The sequence below is a fragment of the Micromonospora sp. NBC_00821 genome, from assembly GCF_036347035.1.
In the GTDB taxonomy this organism is placed as follows: Bacteria; Actinomycetota; Actinomycetes; order Mycobacteriales; family Micromonosporaceae; genus Micromonospora; species Micromonospora hortensis.
In genome coordinates, this window is record NZ_CP108880.1 from 1275627 (window position 1) to 1289591 (window position 13965).

12 protein-coding genes are annotated in these 13965 nt (G+C 71.1%); 7 read left to right on the top strand and 5 right to left on the bottom strand.

Going from position 1 to position 13965, the window contains the following annotated elements:
- Positions 1–22 precede the first annotated feature (22 nt).
- Positions 23–697 carry a ComF family protein gene (locus OHB44_RS05945; RefSeq protein ID WP_330441188.1) on the top strand — a complete coding sequence of 225 codons (675 nt, stop codon included), beginning with the start codon at positions 23–25 and terminating at the stop codon, positions 695–697.
- A gap of 246 nt (positions 698–943) precedes the next feature.
- Positions 944–1579: a ribosome hibernation-promoting factor, HPF/YfiA family gene (gene hpf, locus OHB44_RS05950; RefSeq protein WP_238683527.1), complete on the top strand. Its 636-nt coding sequence runs from the start codon at positions 944–946 to the stop codon at positions 1577–1579.
- A gap of 67 nt (positions 1580–1646) precedes the next feature.
- Here hpf and OHB44_RS05955 read toward each other — a convergent pair whose 3' ends face one another.
- Complete coding sequence (locus OHB44_RS05955; RefSeq protein WP_238683526.1) at positions 1647–2759, bottom strand: GNAT family N-acetyltransferase; 1113 nt, start codon at positions 2757–2759, stop codon at positions 1647–1649.
- Positions 2756–3907 carry a GNAT family N-acetyltransferase gene (locus OHB44_RS05960; RefSeq protein WP_330439846.1) on the bottom strand — a complete coding sequence of 384 codons (1152 nt, stop codon included), beginning with the start codon at positions 3905–3907 and terminating at the stop codon, positions 2756–2758. The genes OHB44_RS05955 and OHB44_RS05960 overlap by 4 nt, the downstream gene beginning before the upstream one ends.
- A 168-nt stretch (positions 3908–4075) precedes the next feature.
- Here OHB44_RS05960 and secA point away from each other — a divergent pair, with 168 nt between their 5' ends.
- On the top strand, positions 4076–7003 hold the full coding sequence (gene secA / locus OHB44_RS05965) for a preprotein translocase subunit SecA (protein ID WP_238683524.1): 2928 nt from the start codon (positions 4076–4078) through the stop codon (positions 7001–7003).
- Positions 7004–7092: 89 nt separating this feature from the next.
- Here the strand turns inward: secA and OHB44_RS05970 are convergent, their stop codons facing one another.
- Together OHB44_RS05970 and OHB44_RS05975 are read right to left on the bottom strand one after the other, a co-directional pair.
- A complete protein-coding gene (locus OHB44_RS05970) occupies positions 7093–7689 on the bottom strand; it encodes an Rv3235 family protein (protein ID WP_238683523.1) in 597 nt (198 codons plus the stop codon).
- 297 nt (positions 7690–7986) lie between these two features.
- Positions 7987–8214, bottom strand: a complete 228-nt coding sequence (locus tag OHB44_RS05975; RefSeq protein ID WP_112582381.1) for a helix-turn-helix domain-containing protein — start codon at positions 8212–8214, stop codon at positions 7987–7989.
- Between the two features lie 215 nt (positions 8215–8429).
- On the opposite strand from OHB44_RS05975, the gene OHB44_RS05980 reads away from it, so the two are divergent.
- The gene (locus tag OHB44_RS05980) at positions 8430–8939 is read left to right on the top strand and encodes a DUF6912 family protein (RefSeq protein ID WP_330439850.1); all 510 of its coding nucleotides are present in this window, start codon (positions 8430–8432) and stop codon (positions 8937–8939) included.
- A 52-nt stretch (positions 8940–8991) separates the two neighbouring features.
- On the opposite strand, the gene OHB44_RS05985 is transcribed toward OHB44_RS05980, so the two are convergent.
- Complete coding sequence (locus OHB44_RS05985; RefSeq protein ID WP_330439851.1) at positions 8992–10149, bottom strand: hypothetical protein; 1158 nt, start codon at positions 10147–10149, stop codon at positions 8992–8994.
- A 291-nt stretch (positions 10150–10440) separates the two neighbouring features.
- On the opposite strand from OHB44_RS05985, the gene pruA reads away from it, so the two are divergent.
- The 3 genes from pruA to prfB all read left to right on the top strand — a co-directional run bounded on the left by pruA (position 10441) and on the right by prfB (position 13946).
- The gene (gene pruA / locus OHB44_RS05990) at positions 10441–12069 is read left to right on the top strand and encodes an L-glutamate gamma-semialdehyde dehydrogenase (RefSeq protein WP_238683520.1); all 1629 of its coding nucleotides are present in this window, start codon (positions 10441–10443) and stop codon (positions 12067–12069) included.
- A 175-nt stretch (positions 12070–12244) separates the two neighbouring features.
- A complete protein-coding gene (locus OHB44_RS05995) occupies positions 12245–12760 on the top strand; it encodes a PadR family transcriptional regulator (protein ID WP_238666587.1) in 516 nt (171 codons plus the stop codon).
- Positions 12761–12824: 64 nt separating this feature from the next.
- Positions 12825–13946 (top strand): peptide chain release factor 2, encoded by a 1122-nt coding sequence (gene prfB, locus OHB44_RS06000; protein WP_238683519.1) that lies wholly within the window; start codon positions 12825–12827, stop codon positions 13944–13946.
- The last annotated feature ends 19 nt before the right edge of the window (positions 13947–13965 follow it).

The window sequence follows — 13965 nt, forward strand, 5'->3', positions numbered from 1 at the left end:
CTGGGCGGACCTCGCCGACCTGGTGCTGCCCGCCGACTGCGCCGGTTGCCGGGAGCGCCGACCCGGCCTGCGGCGGGGGGTCTGCCCAGCCTGTGTCGTGGCGCTGGGCGCACTGCGGCCACTGGCTGTCCGCCCCACCCCCGCCCCGCCGGGCCTGCCGCCCTGCGTCGCCCTCGGCCCGTACGCGGGTCCGCTGCGCGAGGCCCTGCTGGCGTACAAGGAACACGGCCGACACGGGCTTGCTCGCCCGCTCGGCGCGCTGCTCGCCGAGGTCGTCGCGGCGGCCGTCGGTGAGGCCCGTCCGCTGGCGTTGGTTCCGGTCCCGGACACCGCGGCGGCGGCCCGGTCCCGCTACGGGGACCATCTCGACCGGCTGGCCCGGCACTGCGCGGCCCGACTCAACCGCAGCGGTTGGGCGGTGCGGGTGCACCGTCCGCTGCGAGCCTCGCCCCGGCCCGACTCGGTGACCCTGGACAGCGCCGGGCGCGCGGCGGCGGCGGAGACGGCCTTCCAGCCCCGCTCGACGGGGCCGGTCCGGGGTGGCGCCGGGGGCGCGGCGCCGATCGTGGTGCTGCTCGACGACATCGTCACCACCGGCGTGACCCTCGCCGCCGCGAGCCGGGTGCTGACCGCGACGGGATGGGCACCGAGTGTCGCGGCGGTGCTCGCGGCGACCGAGAAAAGACACCAGTCGTAACCGATAGTGTTTCCGTTTCACCCGTTGGTGTATGAGCTGCGAAAAATCCTGGGCCGTCTCGGCAACATGGGGTGACTGCCGGGCAAACAGGAGTTAGCGTTTCGCTGTCGGGGGTAGGAGGTCGTTCCCACCACCCTCGGCGGTGAGAGGAGGCGTAGCCGTACCAACCGGTCGACGCCAGCGGGTCTCCCCACGGCGCGCGGCCGGGTAACCGGATCGAAGACCGTCCGAAACAAGGGAGGTCACGTGGACATCGTGGTCAAGGGCCGAAACGTCGAAGTGCCGGACCATTACCGGGTACACGTAGCCGAGAAACTCGCGAAGATCGAACGCTACGACCACAAACTTATTCGCGTTGATGTCGAGCTGTTTCACGAGCGCAATCCGCGCCAAGCCGACCACTGCCAGCGGGTGGAGATCACCTGCGTTTCCCGGGGCCCGGTGATACGGGCCGAAGCCTGCACTAACGACTTCTACAGCGCGCTCGACGCGGCCATCGCGAAGCTCGACACCCGGCTGCGCCGCGCTGCCGACCGCCGCCGCGTACACCGGGGCCGGCACGCGCCGATCTCCGTCGCCGAGGCCACAGCGGGCCTGCCGGTCGCGGACCTGGTGCCCAGCGCGCTGAGCGCGCCGAACGATGGCGCTCGCGCCGGCACCGCGGTCGCGGAGCGGGTCGAAGAGGAGCAGGACGACCAGCCGTGGCACATCGCCCGGGAGAAGGTGCACCCGGCCGAGCCGATGACCATCGACGACGCGTTGTTCGAGATGGAGCTGGTAGGCCACGACTTCTACCTGTTCCAGGACAAGGAGTCCGGCCGCCCCAGCGTCGTCTACCGGCGCCACGCGTACGACTACGGCATCATCTCCCTCGCCACCTGACAGGTAGCCGATCCGCGTCGATCATGGAGTTGTGGTGGGGAAACGCCCACCACAACTCCATGATCCGTCAGCGGAGGTCGGCGGGTAGCAGCGCGAAGGTCAGGTCGTCCAGGCGGGCGCCGGCCAGCCCGGGCAGCCGGCCGCGCTGAAGGGCCTCGCGCCGAAAACCCACCCGCTCCAGCACCCGGTGCGACGCGGTGTTGTCCGGCACCGTGCCGGCCGACAGCCGGGCGACACCGGCCGAGCCGAACGCCCACCCCGCGAGCAACCGGACCGCCCGCGTCGCGTACCCCCGGCCGCGCCAGTCCGGCAGCAACGCGTAGCCGACCGACGCCTCGCCGGCGCCCGCGTCGGTGTACGACACGCCGCAACTGCCCACGGGCTCGCCGCTGGCCACGTCCGTGATCAGCAGTCGGGCGATCTCGCCGGTCAGCCAGCCGCTCTGCGCGAGACGACAACGCCGCTCGATCGCCTCGCGGGTCGGCGGCACCGGCGGCGCCTGGTTCGCCACCACCTCGGGTCGGCTGTGCAGCCGGTACATCAGCGCCGCGTCGTCCGGCCCGAGTGGGCGCAGCGCCACCACCTCGTCGGTGAGCACCCCGCCGGGCAGGTCGGGCAACAGCCGGGCGGCCGGGCCGGGCGGATCACCGGCGACACGTACCCAGGCCAGCAGGTCGTGCCGACCCGCGTCGCGGGACGCGCCGGCCGACCGGCGCAGACCCTCGTAGCGGAAGCCGGCGGCCAGCGCGACCCGCTGGCTCGGACCGTTCTCCGGTTCGGTGAGCAGCTCCAGTCGGGCCGCGCCGACGGCGAACGCGTGCTCGCTCAGCGCGCGGGTCGCCGCGGTGGCCAGCCCGCGACCGCGCGCCGCCGGTCGCATCCAGTAGCCGATCTCCAGCTGACCCCGGGCGGGCATCGGGTTGTTCAACCCCACCGCGCCGAGCAGCCGGTCGGTGGCGGGGTCCGCGACGGCGTACGCCGTGCCGCCGCCGGCCCAGGCCGCCGGGGCGCCGACGTCGATCCACCAGCGGGCGTCGGCATCGGTGTACGGCGTCGGCAGGTTCGACACGAACCGTTGAGTCAGCGCGTCCGCGCAGCCGTCGACCACGTCGGCACTGTCCTCCGCGCGAAACGGGCGCAGCCGCACCCCGTGCGCCTCGACGACCGGCCGCAGACTCATCTCAGATCCTTCGCGAGAAGCGCACCGACCCACACGTCCACCCGCTCGCCCCGGTGCGGCACGCCGCCCCGGGCGATCCCCTCGATCAGGAAGCCCGCCTTCTCCGCCGCCCGACGGGAGGCGGTGTTGCCCACATTCGCCTTCCACTCGATCCGCGCCAGGCCCAACGTGCTGAAGCCCCAGGCGCTGACCGCGACCAGCGCGGCGGACAGGTAGCCCCGGCCCCGGGCCGCCGGCGCGGTCATGAAGCCGACGTCCGCCACCAGCGGGTCGGCGGGGGAGAGCCGCAGGTCGAGCGTGCCCGCGTACCGGTCGTCGGAGTCGGCGATCACGAAGCAGGCGGCGTCCCCCCGAGCCCAGGCGTCCCGGCCGTAGGTCTGATAGCCCTGCGCGTCGGCGCGCTCGTACGGGTCCGGCACTGTCGTCCAGCGGATGCTCTCCGGGTCCCGGCAGGTCTGCACCACGGCGTCCAGGTCCTTCTCCTCCATGGGCCGCAGCCGCAGCTCGCCGGTCCCGGTCTCGGCGAACAGAACGGGCTGCGGGCGGCCGAAGACGGCGGCGCGACGGGCGGCGAGGGTGCCCGGTCCGGCCGGACCGGTCGACCCGGCGTCCGGTACCTCGCCGGGCAGCAGTGAGCCGATCCAGCCGTCCGGGCTGCCCGGCAGCGCCGGGTTGGCCAGCCGCAACCTGCCGTCGATCCGGAAACCGGCCCGGAGGGCCACCAGCCGGGAGGCGTGGTTGCCCACCTCGGCCTGCCAGAGGAGCCGGCGAAGCCCGAGTGTGTCGAAGGACCAGCGGGCCACCGCCCGGGTGGCCCGGACCATCACGCCCCGACCACGAGCCCAGGGTGCCGTCCAGTAGCCGATCTCACCGGTGCCGTCCTTGTCGATCGAGTTGAGCCCGCTGGAACCCAGCAGCTCCCCGGTGCTCGGGTCGCAGACCGCGAACGGCGCTCCGGTGCCCTCGGCCCAGGCCTTCGGGCTCATCTCGGTGACAAATCCGTGGGCGTGTTCCGGCCGGTACGGGCGCGGTACGTTGGTCCAACGCTGAATGTCCGGGTCCTGGCAGGCTCGGTGCACTGTCTCGGCGTCGGTCTCCCGCCAGGGCCGCAGCAGCACGCCGTCCTCGATGATCTCCACGGGCTCCACTCGTGCATCCTGCCGTAGCGTTCGCCGACGGCGTAACCGGATAACGTTTGGAGCGTGCGCAGGACGCGAGTTTTGTCGGGTTCGGCGGGGTCGAGCACCGCCACCAGTGACCATCGGGCCGATGGAGCGCCTACGATGGTTCGAGACTGTCTAGGGGAGCGTTGATCCGTGTCGATTCTGGAAAAGGTCCTTAACGCGGGCGAGGGCCGCATGGTGCGACGGCTCAAGGCCATCGCCGCCGCCGTCAGCTCGATCGAGGACGACTACGTCAACCTCACCGACGAGGAACTGGCCGGCATGACCGAACAGTTCCGGGAGCGGCTCGACGAGGGTGAAACCCTCGACGACCTGCTGCCGGAGGCGTTCGCGGTGGCCCGCGAGGCGGCCGCCAGGGTGCTCGGCCAGCGCCCGTACGACGTCCAGGTGATGGGCGGCGCGGCGCTGCACTTCGGCAACATCGCCGAGATGAAGACCGGTGAGGGTAAGACGCTGACCTCGGTCATGGCCGTCTACCTCAACGCGCTCTCCGGCAAGGGCGTCCACGTGATCACGGTCAACGACTACCTCGCCCAGCGTGACGCGGCGTGGATGGGCCGGGTGCACGAGTTCCTCGGGCTGACCGTCGGCGTGGTGCTGCCCAACCGGCCGGCCAGTGAGCACAAGGCCGCCTACGAGTGCGACATCACCTACGGCACCAACAACGAGTTCGGCTTCGACTACCTGCGCGACAACATGGCGTGGTCGAAGGAAGAGCTGGTGCAGCGCGGGCACAACTTCGCGGTGGTCGACGAGGTCGACTCCATCCTGATCGACGAGGCCCGCACCCCACTGATCATCTCCGGCCCGGCCGAGCACTCCGCCCGCTGGTACGGCGAGTTCGCCGGTGTGGTGGCCCGGCTCCAGGCCGGCACCGACGGCGAGGGCGACTACGAGGTCGACCACTCCAAGCGCACCATCGCGGTGACCGAGCGGGGTGTCGCCAAGGTCGAGGACCGGCTCGGCATCGACAACCTGTACGAGTCGGTGAACACCCCCCTGGTCGGCTACCTCAACAACGCCATCAAGGCCAAGGAGCTCTACAAGCGCGACAAGGACTACATCGTCAGCGACGGTGAGGTCCTGATCGTCGACGAGTTCACCGGTCGCATCCTGCACGGCCGCCGCTACAACGAGGGCATGCACCAGGCGATCGAGGCCAAGGAGGGGGTGGAGATCAAGCAGGAGAACCAGACCCTGGCCACCATCACCCTCCAAAACTACTTCCGCCTCTACGAGAAGCTGTCCGGGATGACCGGTACGGCGCAGACCGAGGCGAGCGAGTTCAACAAGGTCTACAAGGTCGGCGTCGTGACCATCCCGACCCACCGCCCGATGGTTCGCGAGGACCGGCCCGACGTCATCTACAAGACGGAGAAGGCCAAGTTCAACGCCGTCATCGAGGACATCGCCGAGCGGCACCAGATGGGTCAGCCGGTGCTGGTAGGCACCGTCTCGGTGGAAAACTCCGAGATCCTCTCCCAGTTGCTGCGCCGCCGTGGCATCCCGCACAACGTGCTGAACGCCAAGTTCCACGCGCGGGAGGCCGAGATCGTCGCCCAGGCCGGGCGTAAGGGCGCGGTCACCGTGGCGACCAACATGGCCGGCCGCGGCACCGACATCCTGCTCGGTGGCAACGCCGAGTTCCTCGCCGCGAACGAGCTGCGCCAGCGCGGCCTCGACCCGCTGGAGAACGAGGAAGAGTACGCCAAGGCGATGGAGGAGGTCCTTCCCACCTGGAAGCAGGCCTGCGACGCCGAGGCGGAAGAGGTCTCGGCCGCTGGCGGCCTCTACGTGCTGGGCACCGAGCGGCACGAGTCCCGGCGGATCGACAACCAGTTGCGTGGTCGCGCCGGCCGGCAGGGCGACCCGGGCGAGTCCCGCTTCTACCTGTCCCTTCAGGACGAGCTGATGCGGCGCTTCCGGGCCGGAGCGGTCGAGGCGGTGATGGAGCGCTTCAACATCCCGGAGGACGTGCCCATCGAGTCGAAGATGGTCACCCGGCAGATCAAGAGCGCCCAGGCCCAGATCGAGGGCCAGAACGCCGAGATCCGCAAGAACGTGCTCAAGTACGACGAGGTGCTCAACAAGCAGCGCCAGGTCGTCTACGCCGAGCGGCTCCGGGTGCTCAACGGGGAAGACCTCTCCGACCAGGTTCGCAACATGATCGACGACACCGTCGAGGCGTACGTGCGGGGCGCCACCTCCGACGGCTACGGCGAAGACTGGGACCTCGAGCAGCTCTGGTCCAGCCTCAAGCAGCTCTACCCGGTCGGCGTGACGATCGAGGAGCTGGAAGAGGAAGCCGGTGGCTCCCGGGCCGGCATGGACGCCGACTTCCTGGTCGCCCGCCTCAAGGACGACGCCAACGCCGCGTACGACAGGCGTGAGGAGCAGCTCGGCACCGAGGGGGTGCGCCAGCTCGAGCGGATGGTGCTGCTCCAGGTCATCGACCGCAAGTGGCGCGAGCACCTCTACGAGATGGACTACCTCCAGGAGGGCATCAACCTCCGGGCGTACGCCCAGCGCGACCCGGTGGTGGAATACCAGCGCGAGGGCTTCGACATGTTCGCCACCATGATGGACGGCATCAAGGAGGAGACCGTCGGTTTCCTCTACAACGTCGACGTCCAGGTGACCGAACCGGAGCCGGAGGAGGGGGCCGACGAGGTCACCCTGCTCGACAAGCCGGTGGAGATCCGGGCCAAGGGCCTCAACCAGGCCCCGCGGCGGCAGGGTCTGCAATACTCCGCCCCCACCATCGACGGTGAGGCCAGCCCGGGTGCGGTCGCCGTGGAGCAGGCCGAGCAGCAGGCTCCGGCGCTCGGTGTGGGCCGACCGGCTCCGGGTGCTCCTGCGGCACCGGGGCAGAGTGCGCCGTCCGCTCCGCAGCGGCCGGCATCCGGGCTGCGTGGCCCGGCAGTTCCGTCGGCCGCCGCCCGTCGGCCGGCACCGAACCAGGCGGAGGCGAGCAACGGCCCGTCCCGCAACGCGCCGTGCCCGTGTGGCTCGGGCCGCAAGTACAAGCGCTGCCACGGCGCTCCCAACGGCGGCAACTGAACCGACAGCGTCTGACCGACGGGTCCCGGCCGACCAGGCCGGGGCCCGTCGGTGTCTTCTCAGCCTCGCCGGCGACCGGGCCGGTGGGGTCAGAGCACGTGCAGGGCAACGCAGAGCCAGCGGCCCCGGCGATGTTCGAGGCGCAGGGCCATCGCCCAACTTCGGCCGCCCGCACCGGTGAGGACGGCTGCCGCCTCCACCGTGGCCTCCCGGGGCTCACAGACGCGTAGGCGTTGCAGCCGGACCAGTGGTCGGCCGCTACGGCGGCGGGATGCCCCGGCCCGGCCGGATGCGCGGGCGAGTTCGGTCAGCAGGTCGCCCGCCCGGGCCGGGTCGAGCAGTGCCCGCACCTGGGCCGGCGAGCGGTAGCCGTTGACCACCTCCAGGCAGGTGCCGACGAAGCGGTGCGCGGCCCGGGTGGTTTCCGGAGCGGTCGACGGCGGCAACGACGCGACCGGATGGGTGGTGGTGGACCGGCTGGGCACCGGGCGCAGTGCTGCTCGCCGCTCCGGCGGCCGGACCGGGCTGGGCCGGGTGGAGGCGAACAGGTCGAGGGCGAGTTGACCGTCGGTCGGCGCCGGCCAGTACGACCCGTCGGTCTCGTCGACGTACGGCGGGTCGAAGGGCGGGACGGGGCGCAGCCGAACGGGTGGTCGGGAGGGACCGGGTCGCGCTCCGCTCATCATGGCCCCCTTGATCTTGCGTTTACCTTCGTTTGCCTCCGACAAGCTCGATTCTGAGCGACGGAACGGCCTCGGTCAATGGCCTTGTGGTGGCCTCCGCCCGACAAGGCGCTTGATCCACTCGGGTTCCTTGATGTCGCGCGGTCCCAGCGACCCCAACACCCCGACTTCCGTAAAGCCGAGTGGATCATGCCCCGCGAGGACCGATGGGCCTGGTCAGGCAGGCGGGGTGGGCGGACCAGATCGGGCGGGGCTGGCTGAGTGGCGCAGGCCAGGCCGGGAGAGCGGGCCGGGCATCTGCTACTCGGGGTCGCGGTCGATGAGCGGGTTGCTCTGCACCCAATCTGCCGTCTCGTCGTATTTGCGCGCTATGTACTCCTCCAGCCGGGCGCGCTCGACGCGCCACTGGCCGCGCCCGCCGATCTTGATCGCCGGCAGTTCGCCGCTGCGCACCATGTGGTAGACCTGCGAGTCCGACACGTTGAGCTCGGCGGCCACGTCGGAGAGCAGCAGGAACCTCGGCTCCACAGAAACTCCCGGGGTTGATGTCGTTTGGCTCAGTTTGCCACCGACAGCCCTCGCCGCCCAGCACCGGACCGGGTCGGTGGCGGACCAACCGCGCGGGACACACCGGCAGGGAACTTCCTCCGGCCGGAGGCGGGGTGTATGACGGTCACGGCGTGCGGCATGATCTGCGCCCGTGCCGGCGGCCGCCGGTGGAGGACGACGCGGGGAGACGACCGGTGACCGACGACCTTGTCCGGGTGTACGTGCCGGCGACCGTACCGATGCTGGCCCGGCTGCGTGCGGAGGGGCTGTCCGCCGACCAGGCGCACGCAGTGACCCCGGCGCTGCGCGAGTGGTACGCCGAGGGTGACGAGGAGGAGTTGGAGTACGTCGCCTTCACCCGGGCTGCCCAGGACGCCCTGCACCTGCTCCGGGCCGATCCGACAGCTCCCCGCCGTCGCGTCGTCATCTCGGTCGACCTGCCGTCGGCAGCGATCGGGCGCGGCGACGGTGAGCTGGGCTCCAGCACTGTGACGTTGACCGACTCCGTGCCGGTGGGCGCTGTCGCGGCCATTCACGTGGACGGCACGGACGCGGCCGAGGAAGTCGGCGCGGCGGCCGACGTGGTGGCCGAGGCGGCGGCTGGTGACCCGGACGCCCAGTTCACAGTCGACGGCGCCGAGGACCACGAGCTGGAGTGGTACGACGTGACGGAGCTGGACCAGGTGCTGAGCGCGACCGACTGAGCCGGGCGCCCCCAGGCGGCAGCCGGAGGCGAGCACCGGTCCCGGTGAGGCCTCAGCGTGCCGGGTCCGCCTTTGCCGGGTCCGCGTCGGGCGTCTCGGCCGCGTCGGCGTCGAACGCCTTGGCCGCGTCGCCGTCGAACGTCTCGGCCGGGTCGGCGTCGAACGCCTTGGCGTAGCCCGGCTTGTCGTCCGCCGGGTCTACCTGGTCCGCGACCGGGTTCGGCACCTGCGCCGGTTCGTCGTCGTCACCGTGGGCCGGGCTGAGTGTGCGGCCGAACGCGATGAGCGCGGTCAGCGCCCCCACGAACAGCACCCAGATGCCGTTGTCCACCCGCGAGGTGCCCAGCGAGGTCTGCGCCACCGCGTCCGCCTCACTGAGCGCGCTGGCGAGGTCGAGCAGCGACCGGCCGCCGACTCTGATGATCACTTCGGCGAGCAGCAGGAGGAGCCCTGGCCCGGCGCCGGCGAGCAGGTACGCCGGCCAGCGCAGCGCCGGTGCCTCGGGATCGCGGCGAACGGCTCGACGCCGTGCCCAGGTCAGGTAGCCGAAGGTCAATAGCCCGGCGAGCAGCCCGGCGACGAGCGATTCGGTACGGGACACCCACTTGGCCGCGTTGATCAACGATTCCTGGCTGTCGCCGGAGCCGAAGAGGTCGAACAGCGGATCCCGGGCGCGGCTGAACGCGACAACGAAGATCAGCGTGCCCAGCGCGGCGGTGACCACAGCACCGACCGCCGGTGCGGTCCGCGCGCCGGCCAGCGCGCCCCCGATGATCGCCGCGGCTGCCGTGGTGCCGGCGATCACGTTGGTGGTGGACGTGTCGAAGTAGGTGAGGTTGATAGCCACCGCGGCAGCGAGCCCGACCAGCATTCCGCCGCCGATCGCCCCGGCGAAGCGCAGAGTGGCCCAGTCGCCGTACCGGCGGGCCAGCAGGTTGCCAGCGGCCAGCGCGACGGCCGCCCCGGCCACCAGCGCGGCCGAGATCACGCCGGGCAGGGCGAACGCGGAGAGGCTGATCGCGGTGACCCCGGCCGCCGCCGAGGTGATTGCCTCCCGGGTGGACCAGAGCATGGCGGCAAGCCAACCGAGCGCCAGCAGCGCGAGCACTGCGGCGCCGGGGGCGGGCAGCGGCCGACTGCCGGCGCTGGCCGGGTCGACAGCCGGCTCGTCCGACTCAGCGGCCGGGACGCGGCCGGGCTGCTTGGTCATCGTCTCCCCTTCGAGGCGGCAGGTCACCGACCATTCAGGGTACGCGGGCCCGCTGGGCTGCCTGTCGCCCCGGGACAGCGGGACGGATCGAGACCGGTCGGTAAGGAGAGGAGGGGTGGGGCGGTCCTTGGCGCAGGGCGGTGGCGGAAGTGGGTCGCGTGGCCCGTCGTGGGAGAATCAGGGGAGGTCCCGCCGCTGCTCGGCCTCCCGTGCGGCGTCCGGTGTCCGGCCATCCGGTCGGTGCCCGCGGGTCCGGTTTCGCCACTGCTGTCGAGATCGCCAGGAGCCTTGATGGATGCCGTGTTCTCCGTTCCCGAGCCGCGCAACGAGCCGGTTCGCAACTACGAGCCGGGCAGCCCCGACCGGGACCGGCTCCAGCGGCGGCTGACCGAGCTCGCCGCCGAGCGCATCGACCTGCCGATGACCATCGGCGGTGAGCAGCGGATGGCCGGCGGTGACCCGATCAACGTGGTGCAGCCGCACAAGCACGCCCACGTGCTGGGGGTGACCGCGCACGCCACCCACGACGACGCGCGTGCCGCGACCAAGGCGGCCAAGGACGCCGCGCCGATGTGGCGGGCGCTGCCCTTCGAGGAGCGCGCCGCGATCTTCCTGCGCGCCGCCGAGTTGCTCGCGGGTCCCTGGCGGGACACGCTCAACGCCGCCACCATGCTCGGTCAGTCGAAGACCGCGATCCAGGCGGAGATCGACGCGGCGTGCGAGTTCATCGACTTCCTGCGGTTCAACGTGCACTTCGCGCGTCGCCTGCTCGAGGAGCAGCCGGCGTCCTCGCCCGGCGTCTGGAACCGCTTCGACCACCGCCCGCTGGAGGGCTTCGTCTACGCGGTCACCCCGTTCAACTTCACCGCCATCGCCGGCAACCTGCCGTCGGCGCCGGCCCTGCTGGGCAACACGGTGGTCTGGAAGCCGGGCCCGACCCAGCAGTTCGCCGCGCACTTCACCATGCGGCTGTTCGAGGCCGCCGGCCTGCCGCCCGGCGTGATCAACATGGTCACCGGCCGGGGCGAGGAGGTCTCGGACGTCGTGCTCGCCGACCCGGATCTGGCCGGCATCCACTTCACCGGTTCGACGAAGGTCTTCCAGCAGTTGTGGCGGACCGTGGGCGACAACATCTCGCGTTACCGGGGCTATCCGCGCCTGGTCGGCGAGACCGGCGGCAAGGACTTCGTCGTCGCGCACACCAGCGCCGACGTGGACGCGCTGCACACCGCGCTGATCCGTGGCGCGTACGAGTACCAGGGCCAGAAGTGCTCGGCGGCCTCGCGGGCGTACGTGCCGCGCTCGATCTGGGAGGGTGGGCTTCGGGACCGGCTGGCCGCCACCGCCGACTCGCTGACCTACGGTGACGTGGCCGACTTCGGCAACTTCGGCGGCGCGGTGATCGACGACAAGGCGTTCGCCCGGCACACCGCCGCGCTGGAGCTGATCGCCGGCGACGACAGCTGCCGGGTGCTGGCCGGTGGCACCGCCGACGACTCGGTCGGCTACTTCGTGCGACCGACGCTCTTCGAGTGCGGCGACGCCGCCCACGAGACCTTCACCACCGAGTACTTCGGGCCGATCCTGGGCGTGCACGTGTTCGACGACGCCCGGTTCGACGAGGTCGTCGCGCAGGCGGAGTCGATCGCCCCGTACGCGCTGACCGGTTCGGTGTTCGCCACCGACCGCCGGGTCGTCGAGTCGGTCGGCGAGCGCATGCGGTACGCGGCCGGCAACTTCTACATCAACGACAAGCCGACCGGCGCTGTGGTCGGGCAGCAGCCCTTCGGTGGCGCCCGCGCCAGCGGCACCAACGACAAGGCCGGCTCCTGGCTGAACCTCGTCCGCTGGATCTCCCCGCGGACGATCAAGGAGACCTTCGTGCCGCCGACCGACCACACGTACCCTCACATGGGCTGACCGGCGACGACCCGCCGGCGGCGCGTGGGCGCCGCCGGCGGACGCCCGGAATGTGGCAATCCATCGATAGTCCTCAACGGACAGTCTGCCGCCGACAGTGCACTTAGGAAGTCCTGTCGGGTGGCAAACCGGCAAATCCTGGACGCCGGGTGCGCAAAGTGGCAGCGTAGTGGCCATGGCGGATTCCGGAGTCAACCCTACGGCGGCGGCCCTGCTCGGCCTCCTCCACGAGGGCCCGATGACAGGCGGTCAGTTGATGGCCGCCGCTGAGCGCCGTCTGGCGCCGTACTGGTCGATGACCCGCAGTCAGGTGTACCGCGAGTTGCCGGTGCTGGCTGAGCGGGGTTACGTGCGGCTCGGCAAGCCGGGCCCGCGGATGAGCCAGCCCTACGCACTCACCGCCAGCGGAAAACGAACGTTTTCCCGCTGGCTCGCGGAGAACCCGGGGCGGGACACCATCCGCAATCCGATAGCGCTCCGGATGGCTTTCGGCAACCTGCACTCCGCCAGCCAGCTGAAGGGCCTGTACGCCTCGGCCAACGAATACCACACCGAGGCCCTCGCCCAGGTCCGGGAGCAGGTGAAGAACGCCAAACGGGACGGCGAGACGTACGACGCCAGCGCGCTGGAGTTCGCCGTCGCCTACCACCGGGCGGCCCTGTCGTGGTTGAAGTCCGCCCCCGTCGGGTGACGGTCAGCGGGTTCGCGCATAGGGAACGAGCTGCTCCGCTCCCGGCACAGTACGCTTGCTTGTCGTGACCGCTGCCGATTACGCCGAACAGCTCAAGGAACTCGACGCGACCCTGCGAAACATCGAGGCCGTCCTCAACCTCGACCGGCTCCACGAGGACAAGGCCCGCCTGGAGCAGGAGGCCTCCGCCCCCGACCTGTGGGACGACCAGGCCAAGGCCCAGCAGGTGACCTCGCAGCTGTCGTACGTCAACGGCGAGATCAGCAAGCTGGGCAGCCTGCGTTCCGGCCTCGACGACGCCCAGGTCCTGTTGGAGCTGGCCGAGGCCGAGGCCGACCCGGGTGTGCTGACCGAGGTCGAGTCGGAGATCACCGGGCTGACCAAGGCCATCCAGGAGATGGAGGTCCGCACCCTGCTCTCCGGCGAGTACGACTCCCGGGAGGCGCTGGTCGCCATCCGGGCCGGCGCGGGTGGCGTGGACGCCGCGGACTTCGCCGAGATGCTGCTGCGGATGTACCTGCGCTGGGCGGAGCGGCACGGCTACCCGACCGAGGTCTACGAGACCTCGTACGCCGAGGAGGCGGGCCTGAAGTCGGCCACCTTCGCGGTCAAGGTGCCGTACGCGTACGGCACGCTCAGCGTCGAGTCGGGCACGCACCGGCTGGTCCGGATCAGCCCGTTCGACAACCAGGGTCGTCGGCAGACCAGCTTCGCGGGCGTCGAGGTTCTGCCGGTCACCGAGCAGACCGACCACATCGACATCCCCGAGAACGAGGTTCGGGTCGATGTCTACCGCTCCTCCGGGCCGGGTGGGCAGAGCGTCAACACCACCGACTCGGCCGTGCGCCTGACGCACGTCCCGACCGGCATCGTGGTGACCTGCCAGAACGAGAAGTCCCAGTTGCAGAACAAGGCCTCCGCGCTGCGGGTGCTCCAGGCCCGACTGCTGGAGCGCAAGCGCCAGGAGGAGCAGGCCAAGCTCGAGGGTCTCAAGGAGAATGCGGCCGGCTCGTGGGGCGACCAGATGCGCTCCTACGTCCTGCACCCGTATCAGATGGTGAAGGATCTCCGAACCGAGCAGGAGACCGGCAATCCGAGCGCGGTCTTCGACGGCGAGTTGGACAGCTTCATCGAGGCGGGTATCCGTTGGCGCAAGCGGCGGCAGCTCGCCGGCGACGGTGCGTGACGGCGCGCGGGCGGAGCGC